This window comes from Corynebacterium sp. LaCa_23 (genome assembly GCF_058182375.1).
Genome location: NZ_CP190825.1, coordinates 1,047,185 through 1,062,574 on the forward strand (window position 1 = coordinate 1,047,185; position 15,390 = coordinate 1,062,574).

Annotated in this window: 16 protein-coding genes; 11 read left to right on the plus strand and 5 right to left on the minus strand. The window is 60.5% G+C overall.

Annotated elements, in window-relative coordinates; genetic code table 11:
- Positions 1–39 precede the first annotated feature (39 nt).
- Complete coding sequence (locus tag ACP8IT_RS05135) at positions 40–519, plus strand: molybdopterin-binding protein (RefSeq protein ID WP_237801044.1); 480 nt, start codon at positions 40–42, stop codon at positions 517–519.
- Between the two features lie 65 nt (positions 520–584).
- On the opposite strand, the gene mobA is transcribed toward ACP8IT_RS05135, so the two are convergent.
- The 5 genes from mobA to ACP8IT_RS05160 form a co-directional block, all read right to left on the minus strand.
- Entirely contained in the window at positions 585–1,160 is a 576-nt protein-coding gene (gene mobA, locus ACP8IT_RS05140; protein WP_237801045.1) for a molybdenum cofactor guanylyltransferase, read from the minus strand.
- Complete coding sequence (moaC, locus tag ACP8IT_RS05145; protein ID WP_237801046.1) at positions 1,160–1,639, minus strand: cyclic pyranopterin monophosphate synthase MoaC; 480 nt, start codon at positions 1,637–1,639, stop codon at positions 1,160–1,162. The genes mobA and moaC overlap by 1 nt, the downstream gene beginning before the upstream one ends.
- Positions 1,640–1,654: 15 nt before the next feature.
- Entirely contained in the window at positions 1,655–2,854 is a 1,200-nt protein-coding gene (locus ACP8IT_RS05150) for a molybdopterin molybdotransferase MoeA (RefSeq protein ID WP_237801047.1), read from the minus strand.
- 11 nt (positions 2,855–2,865) lie between these two features.
- Positions 2,866–3,981: a GTP 3',8-cyclase MoaA gene (moaA, locus tag ACP8IT_RS05155; RefSeq protein WP_023031042.1), complete on the minus strand. Its 1,116-nt coding sequence runs from the start codon at positions 3,979–3,981 to the stop codon at positions 2,866–2,868.
- Between the two features lie 61 nt (positions 3,982–4,042).
- On the minus strand, positions 4,043–5,830 hold the full coding sequence (locus tag ACP8IT_RS05160) for a long-chain fatty-acid--CoA ligase (RefSeq protein ID WP_490290530.1): 1,788 nt from the start codon (positions 5,828–5,830) through the stop codon (positions 4,043–4,045).
- 373 nt (positions 5,831–6,203) lie between these two features.
- On the opposite strand from ACP8IT_RS05160, the gene rho reads away from it, so the two are divergent.
- From rho to ACP8IT_RS05210, 10 genes are all read left to right on the plus strand, one after another.
- Entirely contained in the window at positions 6,204–8,078 is a 1,875-nt protein-coding gene (rho, locus tag ACP8IT_RS05165; RefSeq protein WP_490290531.1) for a transcription termination factor Rho, read from the plus strand.
- Positions 8,071–9,147 carry a peptide chain release factor 1 gene (prfA, locus tag ACP8IT_RS05170; protein WP_005282411.1) on the plus strand — a complete coding sequence of 359 codons (1,077 nt, stop codon included), beginning with the start codon at positions 8,071–8,073 and terminating at the stop codon, positions 9,145–9,147. Before rho ends, prfA begins: the two co-directional genes overlap by 8 nt.
- A gap of 9 nt (positions 9,148–9,156) precedes the next feature.
- A complete protein-coding gene (gene prmC / locus ACP8IT_RS05175) occupies positions 9,157–9,990 on the plus strand; it encodes a peptide chain release factor N(5)-glutamine methyltransferase (protein ID WP_237799705.1) in 834 nt (277 codons plus the stop codon).
- A 32-nt stretch (positions 9,991–10,022) separates the two neighbouring features.
- Positions 10,023–10,691 carry an L-threonylcarbamoyladenylate synthase gene (locus ACP8IT_RS05180; protein ID WP_490290532.1) on the plus strand — a complete coding sequence of 223 codons (669 nt, stop codon included), beginning with the start codon at positions 10,023–10,025 and terminating at the stop codon, positions 10,689–10,691.
- Between the two features lie 14 nt (positions 10,692–10,705).
- Positions 10,706–11,881 carry an MraY family glycosyltransferase gene (locus ACP8IT_RS05185; RefSeq protein WP_023017787.1) on the plus strand — a complete coding sequence of 392 codons (1,176 nt, stop codon included), beginning with the start codon at positions 10,706–10,708 and terminating at the stop codon, positions 11,879–11,881.
- Between the two features lie 10 nt (positions 11,882–11,891).
- Positions 11,892–12,323 (plus strand): Cg1360 family ATP-synthase-associated protein, encoded by a 432-nt coding sequence (locus ACP8IT_RS05190; protein ID WP_005280194.1) that lies wholly within the window; start codon positions 11,892–11,894, stop codon positions 12,321–12,323.
- Positions 12,324–12,768: 445 nt separating this feature from the next.
- Positions 12,769–13,569 carry a F0F1 ATP synthase subunit A gene (gene atpB / locus ACP8IT_RS05195; RefSeq protein ID WP_005280195.1) on the plus strand — a complete coding sequence of 267 codons (801 nt, stop codon included), beginning with the start codon at positions 12,769–12,771 and terminating at the stop codon, positions 13,567–13,569.
- A gap of 104 nt (positions 13,570–13,673) precedes the next feature.
- Entirely contained in the window at positions 13,674–13,913 is a 240-nt protein-coding gene (locus ACP8IT_RS05200) for an ATP synthase F0 subunit C (protein WP_005280196.1), read from the plus strand.
- 43 nt (positions 13,914–13,956) lie between these two features.
- Positions 13,957–14,526, plus strand: a complete 570-nt coding sequence (locus tag ACP8IT_RS05205; RefSeq protein ID WP_005280197.1) for a F0F1 ATP synthase subunit B — start codon at positions 13,957–13,959, stop codon at positions 14,524–14,526.
- Between the two features lie 6 nt (positions 14,527–14,532).
- Complete coding sequence (locus ACP8IT_RS05210; protein WP_005280198.1) at positions 14,533–15,348, plus strand: F0F1 ATP synthase subunit delta; 816 nt, start codon at positions 14,533–14,535, stop codon at positions 15,346–15,348.
- Positions 15,349–15,390: the final 42 nt, after the last annotated feature.

Below are 15,390 nucleotides of genomic sequence, written 5' to 3' on the forward strand. Positions count from 1 at the left end.
ATATTAACCACACTCTATAGTGGGGAAGGAATGAGACTCATGTCCCAAAGAAAGGCGCAGATAATCGTCAGCTCGGACCGCATCCTGGCCGGTGAAAAATCGAACCGCGCCGGGGAGAAAGCGGCAGAAATCCTGCGCGCGCATGACATCGATGTGGCACCACCCAGCATCGTGCCGGAGGGCTTTACGCCCGTCGACGACGCGCTGCGCACCGCCGTAGGCACGGGCACCGATATCGTCGTGGTCATCGGTGGTACCGGCATCGGGGCGACGAACCTGACCCCAGAGGTCACCGAGCGCTATATCAAGGCCCGCCTCTATGGCCTAGAGACCCAGGTGCTCCTGCGCGGGCTCGAGTCCTCGCCCAAGGCTGGCCTGTCTCGCGGGATCATCGGCATGACCGAGCACGGCGGCGGCAGCCTCATCATCAATTGCGCCTCATCCACCGGCGCCGTGGCAGATGCCCTTGGGGTTATTGCGCCGCTGCTTGCCGATGTCTTCCGCTCCCGCGGCGAATAATCTCCTCCTCACCCCTCCCCGTAGCCCTCCCTTCGCGCTCACGGGGAGAGGGGAGTGTGGCTAGATTAGCCGTGCCGGTGAGCGCGAAGGGAGGGGTGCGGCGGAATGTCCTGCAATTCGGCCGGGGTATCATAATCGCGCTCGGCGCCGGTGCCGGCCACCTCGACGAAATCGGCGCCGCGAACCAGCCTTCGCACGGAGACATTGCGGGTGGACTCCAACGCACCTAGGCACCCAAAGAGCGCATCGGTATGCCACAGCGAACACAGGGGTTGTAAATACCCGTCCGCGGCGCGGGTAATCGCGGCACCGGCGGTGGGCGCGGCATGCAACGCTCCGTTCAGGTGTGGGAGCAGTTGCGGGGAATCGGGAGCATCCACCGCGAAGAGTGCCAGGCGGTCACAATGCGACAAAGCGCGCGCACCTGCCTCGATGCCGGCGACGGGGCCACCAAAAAGCGGCGACTCGCAGACCTGCGGCATACCGAGGTAATGCGGGGAAATAACGATAGACGGCATGCCATAGGGAAGCTGGCGCCGCAGGCGGTCCACCAGGCGCAGGCCAAAAGCGCGCACCTGCGCCTTATCGGCCCCGCCCATGCGGCGCGATTGCCCGCCGGCCAAAATGATCGCGCCATCCATTAAGCCTCCGGGAGGGTCCTAGACCAATCGCCGGAGCGCCCGCCCGATTTCGCCACGATGCCACAGCGGCGAATAAAAGCAGAGCGATCGACGCCCTTGACCATGTCAATGAGCGCTAAGGCGGCAACGTTGACCGCGGTCAGTGCCTCCATTTCCACGCCGGTGCGGTCGGCGGTGCGCACGGTGGCGGTGATCTTCACGTGGGCATCGGCAAGCTCGAGATCCACCGCGCAGCCATGCACGCCGATGGTGTGCGCGAGCGGCAGGAGCTCTGGGACCTTCTTCGCCGCGGAAATGCCGGCGATGCGCGCGACCGCCAGCACGTCGCCCTTGGGCACGGTGCCCTCGCGCAGCGCGGTCATGACCTCCGGGGAACAGGCGACCTCGCCCTCAGCGGTGGCGGTGCGCACGGTCGGTTTCTTCTCGGTCACATCGACCATGTAGGCGGTGCCGGCGGAATTGAGGTGGGTAAACTCCATGAAAAATTCTCCTCGTTAGTACAGATAGACGGTGGTTTCTTCGCCCGCGGCGGGGGCAGGTCCATCGATGATGCAATACCCATTCGTACCTGCCAGCGAGACCACGCGGTGGCTGCCGCGGCTTAACGCGCCAGTTATCCTGGGCTTTCCCGCAAAACTTACGGTTACAGGAACGATGAAGGGGCGCGTGCTTGCGGGTGGCAGTGGCACCGCCACCTCCGCACGCACCTGCACGGTCTCGCGCGGATGTGGCTGGCCCGATAAGGCGGCGATAAGCGGGCGGGCATAAAGCTGGAAACCAACGAAAGCCGCCACCGGATTGCCCGGCAGCGCAAGCACTGGAACACCCCGCCACGTGCCGATGCCCTGCGGCGCGCCGGGCCGCTGGTGAACGTGCCCGAACCACGAATTATCGCCCGTGCCCAGCACCCCGTGCACCACATCGAAGGCGCCGGCCGATACCCCGCCGGAGGTAATGATGAGATCGTGGGATGCGCTGAGCTCATCGAGCAATCTGGATAACTCCGCGGGGTCGTCGCCGACGTGGAAGTAGGACTCCGTGTGGGCGAGGGAGGCGAGCATCGGCCCATTGGAATCTGGCAGGCGCCCTGGGGAAAGCTCGTCTGGATACGAAGAAAGCTCATTGCCGGAAGAAATCACCGCAATGTGTGGGCGCCGGTAGGCCTGCACCGAATAGATGCCGGTGGATATAAGCGCTGCAATAACCGCGGCATTCGCGGTGGTCCCGGCCGTAGCAACGACGGTGCCTGGCCGTATATCTTCGCCGGCGGGGCGGATATGCGTTTTTGCGGGCGCTTCGGTGATGGTGACCCTGCGCGGCAGCTCCGTAGGCCCGGGCGGGACGGTGGTGTTTTCTACTGGGACGACGAGCAGGCCAGCGGTATCATCCACCGGCGCACCGGTCATGATTCGAACGGCCTGGCCGGCGGGAACTGCCTGAGCGGTTGCACCGGCGGGGACATCGCCTGCGACCGGCAGCGTCCACGGGCCCGTGCCCGAAATATCAGTGGCGCGGACGAGGAATCCATCCATGGCGGAATTAGCAAACGGCGGGACGGGAAAACGCGCGGTGGCATCCTCTGCTAATACTCGGCCGCGCAGCGCTGGGCCCACGGGAACGGACTCTGCGCGCGGGGCCGGCGCCAGCGCCAGAACCGCGGAAAGGTGCTCAGAAATGGAACGCGATGCGGACATAAATAATTAGATTAGCCGCCAATGGCTGACATGGGACGATCCGGCTGCAAAAAGCCTTCATCATCAATGCCGTGGCCGGGTTTCTTCGTCCACATTTCCCCGGCCCATGCCTCCATCAACTCCTCGTCGCTCGCGCCAGAGCGCATGAGATCCCGCAATTGGGTTTCGGAATTGCCAAAAAGGCAGTTGCGCACGGCGCCATCGGTGGTAAGCCGGGTGCGGTCGCAGTCGCCACAGAAGGGATGGGTTACCGAGGCGATAATGCCCAGCTTGCCGGCGGTGCCATCGGGGGCGATAGCATCCCACAACGCGGCCGGGGCCGATCCGCGCGGCTCCCGCGCCGGGCGCATGGAAAAGTGGTCCTGGAGCCTGAGCAAAATATCATCGGCGGTGACCATGTCTTGGCGGCGCCACTTTTCGCGCGGGCCGAGCGGCATCTGCTCGATAAAGCGCAGCTGGGCGCCCTGGTGCAGGGCATAGTCCGCCAGCGGGACGATATCTTCCTCGTTGACGCCGGGCATGACCACGGCATTGATCTTGACGGGATTCAATCCGGCATCGGCCGCAGCGGCGATGGCCTCGAGCACGTGGGATAGGCGGTCGCGGCGGGTGAGTGCGGCATAGCGCTGAGGATCGATGGTATCCAGCGAGATATTGATGCGGTCGAGCCCCGCGGCGGCAAGCTTTGCGGCGCGCTTTTCCAGACCCAACCCATTGGTAGTCAGCGCCGTGGACGGTGCGATGCCTTCATCCGTGGTGAGTTCCTTGGTGGCGGCGATGATATCTGCCAAGGATTTGCGCAACAGCGGTTCGCCGCCGGTAAAGCGCACCTGGCGGATGCCGAGCTTTTCCACGCCGAGGCGGATAAGCCGGATGGTTTCTTCATCGGATAGCGTTTGCTGCGTGGGCATCCACTCTAAGCCTTCGGCCGGCATGCAGTACGTGCAGCGCAGGTTGCAGCGATCCGTAAGCGACACGCGCAGGTCGCGGGCCCTGCGGCCGTAGCGATCAACCAAGGCGCGGGTGCCGTCGCTTGCTGCGGCAGGTAAGTCCTCCGGCGGCTGCGACCGGCCCACGGTGGGCAGGGGCAGGGAGACCGCTGAAGAAGAAGGCGTTGGTGAAGTCATTGCTGCCAGTCTAAGAGTGGGGAACAAGGTACACCAAGCTACAACGCCACCTGGCCGGGGATTATTCCTCGTTTTCCCGGTTAAAATCGCTTTCGTCGATATCGTCAAGGCGCTGGGCTTCACCCGGGCCCTTGAGGCGGATGATGTTGTAATCGCCTTCGGCCAAGTGGGCGCGCAAATCCTTCTTATCGAACTTGCCCACTGACGTCTTATCGATAGATTTTACGAAGGTCCAGTACTCCGGCAGCATCCAGCTGGGCAATTCCTTGCGCAGGCTCTGGCGCAACTTTTCGGCGGTCTCGATGGTGGGCGAGGCCTGCTCGCCCAAGACGGTGACGGCAAGGGGGCGTTCCACCCATTGCTTATCGGGGTAGCCGATCACCGCGGCCTCCACCACATCGGAATTGGCCATGATGAGGTTTTCCAGCTGTACCGAATAGATCCACTCGCCGCCGGAGCGGATGACATCGCGGGCGCGGTCCTCAACGGTAAGAAAGCCGTCCTTCGTCACGGAACCGACATCGCCGGTGCGCAACCAACCATCCGCGGTGAACTTGGATTCCGCGGCCTCGACCGGCTTGCCGCGGAACTCGGAGGCCACCTCGCCCGGCTCGGCGGTGGGCGAATGATAATAAGAACCGGTCACGAGGTTGCCGCGCACCTGGAGCTCACCGGCATTGCGGTCGGTCTTGGATACCACTTGGCCGTCATTAACCACGCGGTACTGCAGCGAGGCAGCGATCTTGCCCTGGGAGATGCGATAAGCCCAGCGGGTATCGCCGGAGGCACCCTGCGGCGGGCGGGCAACGCTGCCGACCGTCGAGGTTTCCACCATGCCCCAGACGTGCACGACGTCGACGCCGTAATGTTCCTCCCACATCTTAATAAGCTGCGGCGGCACAGGTGAGCCGCCAGCGAAAATCTCCGTCAGCGTCATGCGCTCTGGCGGATTGTGCATGTAGTGCACGAAAAGCTGGATCCAGATGGTGGGCACGCCATGGGCCACACGCGGCGATGTGGCCGCAATGACCTTGGCAAGCGTGGGGGCGGAGACATCGGCATCGGGAAGCACGAGCGGGGTGCCCGTCATGAAACAGGTAAAGGGAACGCCCCAGCTCAGTACGTGATAGATGGGAATGCAGCACAGGAAGGTCTCGCCGTGGGTAATGCACAGCGAATCCGAGGAACGCAGCTGCATGGCCTCGAGGTAGAGCGAGCGGTGGGAATATAAAACGCCCTTCGGTGCGCCGGTGGTGCCGGTGGAATAGCACAGTGCGGCGGCGGTGCGCTCATCGAGCTCGGGCCAATCGTAGATGGTGGAGCGGCCATCCAGCAGGGCCTCGTAGGAATAAAACTCGATGCCGCGCGGGAAATGGTGGGCAAAGCGCTGCGGCGATTGGGATCCGGTAAAAATCACAGAATGCACGGACGGCGCGCCGTTTAAAACCGTGCCCAATTGCGGGGCGAGGCGGGGATCACACACGATGACGGAGACCTCAGCGTGGCTAATGATGTGCCGGATCTGGTCATTCATCAACTGCTTATTCAGCGGGGTAAAAACCGCGCCCTTGCAGGCGGAGCCAAACATGACCTCGAGGTGCTCGGCGCAATTCCACATGAAGCTGCCCACGCGCTGATCACCGGTAATGCCAAGGTCATCGTGTAAAATATGGGCAAAGGCCGCCGCGCGGGCGGCGATATCGCGGAAGGTGACCTTTTCTGCGGGGCCAAACTCGGATCCGGTGCCCTCACCGTGCCAGGTGGTAACAGTGGTATTGCCATGCACCGACGCGCCGTATTCCAAAATACGGGTTAAAGACAGGGGAATATCCATCATCGTGGAAAGCATGCTTCCACTGTAGCGGTGTCCAAGTACTCACGGTGTAGCGAATGCGCTATACTTGCCATCGACTGATAGGAAAGCGGGAAATCTTCCCAATCCTATGCAATCGGGCCCAGTGACAGGTCCCATCGTTAAACATTGCCCACAGTCGTTTCTTGAATTCTTCCGCCCCCGCGTACGAGCTACAAGGGGGAATTCCCATACGGTAACCGGAAGAGGCCTCATGCTTATTGCCCGGCAGGGTGCGCTAGCGCCTTGGCACGAGGGCGAAAAGATAAGAAAAATACACATCGGCTTCCAGTGCACCCGCCCAAGCTTCCCTGAAGAGGGGGAGGGCGGATCCCAACTATGGACCTGGTCAAGCAACGAAAGGATATCCGTGAGCGATACGGACAACACCGCGGCACAGGATCTCGCATCCCTGAAGCTGCCGGAATTGCGCAAAATGGCCGCTGAGCGCGGCCTTCGCGGCGTCTCTGCCCTGCGCAAAGGGGATCTCATCACCGCCATTAAGACCGGTCAGGTTCCCCCAAAGGCGAAGGCAAAAATAGAGCAGGCAGAAAAGGCCGAGAAATCCGCTAAGGATGCGGCGCCTGCCAAGCAGAAAGATAAGCCGTCTAAGAAGGACGATCGCGGCGAGAGCGATAACGGCAAGTCCGGCGACCAACAGGACAATCGCGGCAAAGACCGCAAGGACAACAGCGACGACCAGCGCTATGAATCGCGGTCGCAGGCCCGCCGTGCCCGCCGCAACCGCGCCCGCCGCCAGGAGCGTCTAGAGCAGGACGATAATAACCGGGGCGAGAATAACCGGAGTGACAACAACCGGGGCGACGCGCACAACCAGAACCAGAATCGCCACCAGGATCGCCGCGATGACTCCCAGGATGGCTCCGATAATCAGGGAGACAAGCAGGGCGAGAAGAACGGCGATAATAATCACCGCAATAATCGCAATGACGATAATAATTTTGACCGCGGTAACCGCCGTGGCCGTCGCAACCGCCGGAATCGCCGGGGTGGCCGGGGTAATAATGATAACCACGGCGGCGGCAATGACCTGCAGGTGCGCGAGGGCGATGAGCTGCAGGCAGTCGGCGGCATCTTGGATGTTGTAGACAATAACGTCTCCTTCCTGCGCACCACCGGGTACCGCGCGGGCGATGCGGACGTCTTTGTTAATAAAAACATCGTGCGCCGGCTGGGCCTGCGCTCTGGCGATGCCATTACTGGTCAGGTGAAGGTGGCTGGACCTACCCACACCCACGGCAATGGCCGCAACCGCCGCAAGTACAACCAGTTGGTGCAGGTCGATACCGTCAATGGGATCGATCCAGAAGAGGCCAAGCAGCGCCCGCACTTTAATAAGCTCACGCCGCTGTATCCCAACCAGCGCCTGCGCTTGGAAACGGATCCAAAGATCCTCACCACCCGCGTCATCGACCTGATCATGCCGATTGGTAAGGGCCAGCGCGCGCTCATCGTCTCGCCGCCAAAGGCCGGTAAGACCACGATTTTGCAAAATATCGCGAATGCGATTGCCACCAATAACCCTGAGTGCTACCTCATGGTGGTGCTGGTGGATGAGCGCCCTGAAGAGGTCACGGACATGCAGCGCTCCGTGAAGGGTGAGGTCATTTCTTCGACCTTTGACCGCCCGCCATCAGAGCACACCTCCGTTTCCGAGCTGGCCATCGAACGCGCAAAGCGTCTGGTGGAGCAGGGCAAGGATGTTGTGGTGCTGCTGGATTCCATCACCCGCTTGGGCCGTGCGTACAACAACTCCTCCCCGGCATCGGGCCGCATCCTGTCCGGTGGTGTGGATTCCAATGCGCTCTACCCGCCAAAGCGCTTCTTGGGCGCTGCCCGCAATATCGAAGAGGGCGGTTCGCTCACCATCATCGCCACCGCGATGGTGGAGACCGGTTCGACCGGCGATACCGTCATCTTCGAGGAATTCAAAGGCACGGGCAACGCGGAATTGAAGCTGGACCGCGGGATCTCGGAACGCCGCGTATTCCCAGCTGTGGATGTCAACCCCTCCGGAACCCGCAAGGACGAGCTCCTGCTGGTGCCTGAAGAGGCGCGCATTATGACCAAACTGCGCCGCATCCTGTCGGCCCTGGATTCCCACCAGGCAATTGACCTGTTGATCAAGCAGCTTAAGAAGACCCGCTCGAATGGCGAGTTCCTCATGCAGGTGGCTTCTTCTGCACCGATGGCTGCGGATAAGGACGAGGAAGACTATGTCTAATCAAGTTTCCATGGTTGATGACATTGTGTCGGAATACCAGGGCATTGAAATGCAGATGGGCGACCCAGAAATCGCCGGCGATCAGCAGGCTTTTCGCAAGCTATCCAAGCGGTACGCGGAGCTGCGCCCCATCATCAAGGTCAACGAGGAGCTGACCCAGGCGCGCGAGGATCTCGCGGACGCCAAGGAGATGGCTTATGAAGACCACGACTTCCAGGAAGAAGCGGACCGCCTAGCAGCGTCGGTGGAAGAGCTGGAAGAAAAGCTGGCTGACCTGCTCGCCCCGCGCGATGAGCAGGACTCGGAAGATATCATCATGGAGATCAAGGCCGGCGCCGGCGGCGAAGAGGCCGCGCTCTTTGCCGGCGACTTGGCCCGCATGTACGAGCGTTTTGCCGATAAGATCGACTTTAAGTGGGAGGTCTTGGGCCTTAACGAGTCCGATTTGGGCGGCGTAAAGGACATGACCATTTCCTTCCGCGCTAAGTCTCCGACGCGCGATGGCGCGTGGTCCGTCTTCAAATTCGAGGGCGGCGTGCACCGCGTGCAGCGCGTGCCGGTCACGGAATCGCAGGGCCGCATCCAGACCTCCGCTGCTGGCGTGCTGGTGTACCCGGAGCCCGAAGAGGTGGAATCGGTCAATATCGATGACAAGGATATCCGCGTCGATGTGTACCGCTCCTCCGGTAAGGGTGGTCAGGGCGTGAACACCACCGACTCCGCGGTGCGCATTACCCACCTGCCCACGGGGTTGATTGTTACCTGCCAGAAGGAACGTTCGCAGATCCAGAACAAGGCCCGCGCCCTGCAGGTGCTGCAGGCTCGCCTGGACCAGATGGAGCGCGAGGCCCGCGAGGCCGAGGCTGGCGAGCAGCGCGCCTCCCAGGTGCGCACCATGGATCGCTCCGAGCGCGTGCGCACTTATAACTGGCCCGAAAACCGCATCACGGATCACCGCATTGGCTACAAGGCCAATAACCTGGATTCCGTGCTAAACGGCGATATGCAGGATCTCATCAAGGCCCTGCAGGACCAGGAGCGCGCCGAGCGCCTTGAGGCCGAGGGGTAATCGCGGTCGATGGAATCGTACGGTGAGGCGCTGCGCCATGGGGTGCAGCGCCTTCGCGTTGCTGGAGTAGGAAGTCCCGAGTGGGATACGCGGATCCTCATCTCCCACCTCATTCACTGCGGGCATTTGGATATCCCGCTGCACGAGCCACCCATGCCCGGCTTCGAGGTGGCTTTTGAGGCGCTTTTGCGCAGGCGGGAACAGCGCGAGCCGCTGCAATACGTGCTGGGTACGGCGTGGTTTGGGCCCCTAGACCTAAAGGTGGGCCCAGGCGTGTTCATTCCGCGCCCGGAAACGGAGGTGATGGCGGACTGGGCGGTCCACCACGCACCAGGCCCGCGCATGGTGGATTTGTGCTCGGGTTCGGGCGCGCTGGCGCTCTACCTGCAGCATTACGTACCGCAGGCGGAGGTTAAGGCAGTAGAGCTTTCCGATGCCGCCCTCGAGTTCACCCGCGCCAATACTCTCGGCACCGGGGTAGAGGTGGTGCAGGCGGACGCCACCGACAGTCAGACTCTGGCGGACTGGAATGGCACGGTCGATCTCGTAGTGACCAACCCGCCTTATGTACCGGAAGATCCGAACCTGCAACTGGAGGTGTATCACGATCCGCACGTGGCCGTCTTCGGTGGCGATGACGGCATGGGAGTAATCCGCGGGTTGATTCCCACCATCGCCAGGCTTTTGCGCCCGGGCGGGGTCATGGCGATTGAACACGACGATACGACTGGCGATGCCGTGCGCGATGCGGTGCGTGGCCACGGCGGCTTTTCCCATATCGCTCCGCTTAAGGACTTAACAGGCACGCCGCGCTTTATTACTGCACAGCGCGCGGTAGACTAAGGCATCACCGTCGGGCAAGAAGGGGATAATTGATGCAAGGAAAAATTTATAATTGCGCCGATGACACCGAGCGTGAGGAAGGCGTGAGCATCGCCACCAAGGCCGCCAAGTCTGGGCGGCTCGTGGTCATGCCCACCGATACGCTGTACGGTTTGGGCTGCGATGCCTTCGATAATGACGCGGTAGCCAACCTGCTCGCCACCAAGCAGCGCGGGCCGGATATGCCGGTTCCCGTGCTCGTTGGCTCGTGGAATACCGTGCGCGGACTCGTCGCCTCGTACTCCGATTCCACCCGCGACCTCGTCGAGGCCTTTTGGCCAGGCGGGCTATCCATCGTCGTGCCGCAGGCGCCCTCCTTGCCATGGAATTTAGGCGATACCCGCGGCACCGTCATGCTGCGGATGCCCCTTCACCCGATTGCCATCGAGCTCTTGCGCGAGGTAGGACCGATGGCGGTTTCATCTGCCAATATCTCCGGACACCAACCGCCGACGACCGTGCAAATGGCCAAGGACCAATTGGGCAAGGCCGTCACCGTGTACTTGGATGGGGGAGAAACGGACATCGGCAAGCCCTCGACCATTATCGATCTCTCCGGTGATCATCCATACCTACTGCGCGAGGGTGCATTATCCGCGGAGGAAATCGGTGAGGTCCTCGGCGTCTCCGCTGATTCCCTGCGGACCCGGCCCCAAGGATAGAAGGAGCATTTCGCGTGAGCGGCACTGGCGTACCGCTGCGCGAGTTGGCCTTGGTCATCCTCGTAGCAGCGACATTTACCTACCTGACCACCGGAGTGGTGCGATCCTTTTTGGTCCGCACGGGCCGGGTGGCAGAAATTCGCCTGCGTGATTCCCACTCCCAGCCCACGCCCCGCATGGGCGGGCTCGCCATGTTTACCGGTTTTGGCGCGGCGATATTCCTCGCAGCCCAGCTTCCAGCCTTGACTCGCGGGTTTATGCCCGTCACCCCGGAGATGAGCGCGGTGATGTGGGCGGCGCTGGCCATCGTGCTTGTCGGGGTTGCCGATGACTACTTGGAACTCGGCGCCCTCATCAAGCTTTTCGGGCAGCTCTTTGCCGCCGCGCTCATGAGTGGCCTGGGCCTGACGTGGACGCTGCTTTTCATCCCCTTCGGCGGCGGCACCACGGTAGTGCTCGACCAGATTCAAAGCACGTTGCTTACCGCGTTTTTCACCGTGCTCCTTATCAATGCCATCAACTTCGTCGACGGCCTCGATGGCCTCGCAGCAGGACTTGGCCTCATCGCCGGTGGCGCCATCTTAGTCTTTTCGCTCACCGTCCTGCATGACCAGGGCGGGGCGGTATCGGCCTATCCACCCGCTATTATCAGCGCCGCTCTGGTGGGGATGTGTGCGGGCTTTTTGCCCCATAACTTTGAACCCTCGCGAATCTTTATGGGCGATTCCGGCTCCATGCTTATCGGGCTCTTGCTCGCCGCGGCTTCTACTTCGGCCTCGGGCAAGATCAATATGTCTCTCTACGGCACCGTGGACATGGTGGCGCTAATGTCGCCCATCCTCGTGGTGATCGCAGCGGTGTTTATTCCAGTCTTAGACCTTGTCTGGGCGGTTATTCGCCGCCTATCCCAGGGCCGTTCGCCATTTTCTGCGGATAAGGCGCATATCCACCACCGCCTGTTGTCGTTGGGGCATACGCACCGGCGCACTGTGCTCGTGCTGTACCTCTGGGTATCCGCGGTGGCCTTCGGTGCGGTGTCCTTTTCCATCGTGCCGGCCCCGGTAGCGGTCGGCTTGTCCATCACGGCATTATTGGTTGCCTTTGGCACGACCTTGATTCCACTGCGGCAGGGCAAGATTGGCCTCCGGTCATCGGATGATTGCGTATTGCATGACTCTGCGAGCGCGTGATGTAGGGTGAATGTCCGTGAGTGACACAACGGAAAATGCTAATTTCGATGACCCGCGCGTGCCGCTGCAGCGCGCCGTAAAGAAGGGGGCTACCGCCCTCGGCATCTTTACCATCATTTCCCTCGCCGTCTGGGGAGGGGCACAAGGTGTCGCCGGGCTCTGGGGCGTTATCGTCGGCGCTGCCCTCGGCGGCGGCTTTGTCTTGTTTACCGCGCTGTCGGTCCTCTTTACCGCGAACTCGACGCCCTCAACCACCATCGCGGTGGTATTGGGCGGCTGGCTTATCAAGCTGATCGTGCTTATCGGCGTGCTGGCCATTATCCGGGACATGGATTTCTATGACACGTGGGCGCTCTTTCTTACCGTCGTCGTCGCGCTCATCGTTACCTTAGGCTCCGAAGTCTGGGCCGTGGTCACCTCTCGGGTCACCTACGTGTCCTAGCTCGCGCCCACATTAGGGCTTAGCCGTCGCGCACTGGGGTGGTGCGCGACGGCCTTTTTGTGCCTGCATGCTGGCATTAATGGAAGGTGACCACCCCCGAGGAGGTGTGTTGGCTTAGGGGTGTGATCAACTGCACGTTTGTGAATTAGGCAGGAATAGCGCGGTTTTGTCTGCCAAAAGGCGGATATGGCGGTATCGGGTGTGGCTTATGGGGCCCCCACGTGCGAAAACTGTTGATCCAGCTGATACGATTTGCTTCGGGTTACCGCGGGGTTAAGTGTTGCGCTTTTATCCTGCACGGTAAATCCCTGTCTTGTTCACGCTGATGTGCGACGGAGTCCGTGTTCAAGGCAGAGAGTTTGAGACGTCCATCGCACCACAGAAGCCAGCTATTGGCTGTGTGGCCCGAACACGGGAGAGAACGCTGAGCGTTACAACATTGGCTATGAAAGGGCACTTCCATACGCCCGATCTAGGTGAAGAATTCTTCCCGGGGCAAATTGATGCCGACCATCTGTTTTTCGGTGACTTCGCCGACGGATGGTTCGCGCTTGATCGCCTGATGCTGATTCGCATTTTGATGACGCTAATTGTGGTGATCCTTTTCTGGGCTGCCTTTAAGAACCCTAAGTTGGTTCCTTCTGGCATTCAGAATGTGGGCGAGAACGCGGTCGACTTCGTCCGCGTCCACATCGCCGAGGACATTTTGGGTAAGAAGGAGGGAAAGCGATTCCTGCCAATTATCGCTAGCATCTTCTTCGCGGTTCTGTTTATGAACGTCGCGACCGTTATCCCGGGACTTAACGTCTCGCCCAACGGTCGTATTGGTATGCCAATTGTGTTGGCAGCCGTTTCGTACATCGTCATGATTTACGCCGGCGCCAAGCGCTACGGCTTTGGTAAGTTCATTCGCTCCTCCGTAGTGATTCCGAACTTGCCACCGGCATTGCACCTTTTGGTGGTACCGATTGAGTTCTTCTCTACGTTCATTCTGCGACCGGTTACCCTTGCAATTCGTCTCATGGCGAACTTCCTTGCTGGACACATCATCCTGGTTCTTCTCTTCTCTGCTACGAACTTCTTCTTCTGGCAGCTAAATGGTTGGACCGTCCTGTCTGGGCTGACCGTGGTCTTGGGCTTGGCTATGAGCCTGTTCGAGATTCTGGTTATCTTCTTGCAGGCGTACATCTTCGCTTTGTTGACGGCGGTGTACATCGAGTTGTCCTTGCACGCTGATTCGCACTAAGGACGAGGTCGACGAGCGCGACCGAGTAATCCACCTAATTACACAACACTGACATTCGGTCCGGTTCGGACTGAAGATTTTTACGAAAGGGAACGACTTTCACCATGAACGAAATCATTCTGGCACAGGATGCTGCTACGACGTTCGAAGGCTTCGGCACCATCGGCTACGGCCTGGCTGCTATCGGCCCAGGTATCGGTATCGGCATCGTCGCCGGCAAGACCGTTGAGGCTATGGCTCGCCAGCCGGAGATGGCCGGCCAGCTGCGTACCACCATGTTCCTTGGTATCGCCTTCACCGAGGCCCTGGCCCTTATCGGCCTGGTTGCCGGCTTCCTGTTCTAAAAGTACGAGTTTTCCAAACCGAAACTTTTAAGACGGGAGACCTATGAATAACGTCGTTTATATGCTTGCAGCAGAGGGCGAGGAGAACCCAGGTTCGGGTAGCTTCTCCGTTCTTCTGCCCAAGAACTATGACATTTTCTGGTCTTTGCTGTGCTTCATCGTAATTCTCTGGTTGTTCTGGAAGTTCGTGCTTCCTCGTTACACCAAGTTGCTCGAAGAGCGTGAAGACCGGATTGAGGGCGGCATGAAGCGCGCTGAGGCCCAGCAGGCCGAGGCCAAGGCTGCTCTAGAAAAGTACAATGCTCAGCTGGCTGATGCCCGCGCAGAGGCAGCCGAGATCCGCGAGCAGGCGCGCGAGCGCGGCAAGCAGATCGAGGCTGACGCGAAGAGCCAAGCGGAAGAGGAATCCCGCCGCATCGTCGCCAATGGCGAAAAGCAGTTGGAAGCTTCTCGTGCGCAGGTTGTTACTGAGCTGCGTTCCGAAATGGGACAGAACTCCATCAACCTGGCAGAAAAGATTCTGGGCGGCGAGCTTTCTGACGCTTCCAAGAAGTCCTCTACCATCGATGGCTTTTTGTCCGAGCTCGACTCTGTGGCACCGGCCGGAAAGTAGGCAACTATGAAGGCAGCTAGCCGCGAAGCACTCGCGAACTCACAATCCCGTGTGGATGAAATCCTCGCTGGCGATAAGAATGTCGCTAGTGCAGTCCAAGCGGGCCTGGATATCTTCGAGGTCGTCGACGTTTTGGATGGGGACCGCGAATTGCGCGTATCCTTCATCGACGTTGCAGCCCCGGCTGAAGCACGCAAGTCCTTGGCCGAGAATCTCTTTGGCTCCAAGATTTCTGCCGGTGCACTGAGCATCCTGCAGGAAGCTGCGGCGAACCAATGGTCTTCGCCGAAGGACTTCGTCAACGGGCTTGTATCCTTGGGCCGCCGCGCATTGCTGCGCGCCGCCGAGGCGCAGGGCCAATTGGGCCAGGTCGAAGACGAGCTTTTCCGCTTGGCGCAGATTCTGGACCGCGAGGGCGAGCTTACCCAGCTGCTTTCCGATCGAACTGCTGAATCCGCACGCAAGCGCGGATTGCTGGCAAACGTGCTCTACGGCAAGGTAACGATGTTTACTGAGGCGCTCGCGCTGCAGGCCATCAGCCGCCCAGAGCAAAACCCGATTGATGACGTAGCCGGATTGGCCGATACTGCAGCAGCCCTGCAGGATCGCACCATCGCGCGCGTTGTCGCTGCGGGTGAATTGAATGAAGGCCAGCAGGCAGTACTCGCTGAGAAGCTGGGCAAAATTTATGGTCGTGCGATGTCCATTCACTCTGAGGTTGACACCAGCCTCCTCGGTGGCATGCGCATCCGCGTCGGCGATGAAATCATTGACGGCTCGACGGCAGGCAAGATTGCCCGCTTCCGTGCCCAGATGGTGTAGCCGAAACGACAGAAACGATTTAAGTAAGTGCTGGAAGATACT

What these genes read in the sequence shown, in the direction of transcription:
- ACP8IT_RS05135 (WP_237801044.1), top strand. Translation starts at nt 40, where the DNA reads ATGTCCCAAAGAAAGGCGCAGATAATCGTCAGCTCGGACCGCATCCTG.
- mobA (WP_237801045.1), bottom strand. Translation starts at nt 1,160, where the DNA reads ATGGATGGCGCGATCATTTTGGCCGGCGGGCAATCGCGCCGCATGGGC.
- moaC (WP_237801046.1), bottom strand. Translation starts at nt 1,639, where the DNA reads ATGGAGTTTACCCACCTCAATTCCGCCGGCACCGCCTACATGGTCGAT.
- ACP8IT_RS05150 (WP_237801047.1), bottom strand. Translation starts at nt 2,854, where the DNA reads ATGTCCGCATCGCGTTCCATTTCTGAGCACCTTTCCGCGGTTCTGGCG.
- moaA (WP_023031042.1), bottom strand. Translation starts at nt 3,981, where the DNA reads ATGACTTCACCAACGCCTTCTTCTTCAGCGGTCTCCCTGCCCCTGCCC.
- ACP8IT_RS05160 (WP_490290530.1), bottom strand. Translation starts at nt 5,830, where the DNA reads ATGCTTTCCACGATGATGGATATTCCCCTGTCTTTAACCCGTATTTTG.
- prfA (WP_005282411.1), top strand. Translation starts at nt 8,071, where the DNA reads ATGTCTAATCAAGTTTCCATGGTTGATGACATTGTGTCGGAATACCAG.
- prmC (WP_237799705.1), top strand. Translation starts at nt 9,157, where the DNA reads ATGGAATCGTACGGTGAGGCGCTGCGCCATGGGGTGCAGCGCCTTCGC.
- ACP8IT_RS05180 (WP_490290532.1), top strand. Translation starts at nt 10,023, where the DNA reads ATGCAAGGAAAAATTTATAATTGCGCCGATGACACCGAGCGTGAGGAA.
- ACP8IT_RS05190 (WP_005280194.1), top strand. Translation starts at nt 11,892, where the DNA reads ATGTCCGTGAGTGACACAACGGAAAATGCTAATTTCGATGACCCGCGC.
- atpB (WP_005280195.1), top strand. Translation starts at nt 12,769, where the DNA reads ATGAAAGGGCACTTCCATACGCCCGATCTAGGTGAAGAATTCTTCCCG.
- ACP8IT_RS05200 (WP_005280196.1), top strand. Translation starts at nt 13,674, where the DNA reads ATGAACGAAATCATTCTGGCACAGGATGCTGCTACGACGTTCGAAGGC.
- ACP8IT_RS05205 (WP_005280197.1), top strand. Translation starts at nt 13,957, where the DNA reads ATGAATAACGTCGTTTATATGCTTGCAGCAGAGGGCGAGGAGAACCCA.
- ACP8IT_RS05210 (WP_005280198.1), top strand. Translation starts at nt 14,533, where the DNA reads ATGAAGGCAGCTAGCCGCGAAGCACTCGCGAACTCACAATCCCGTGTG.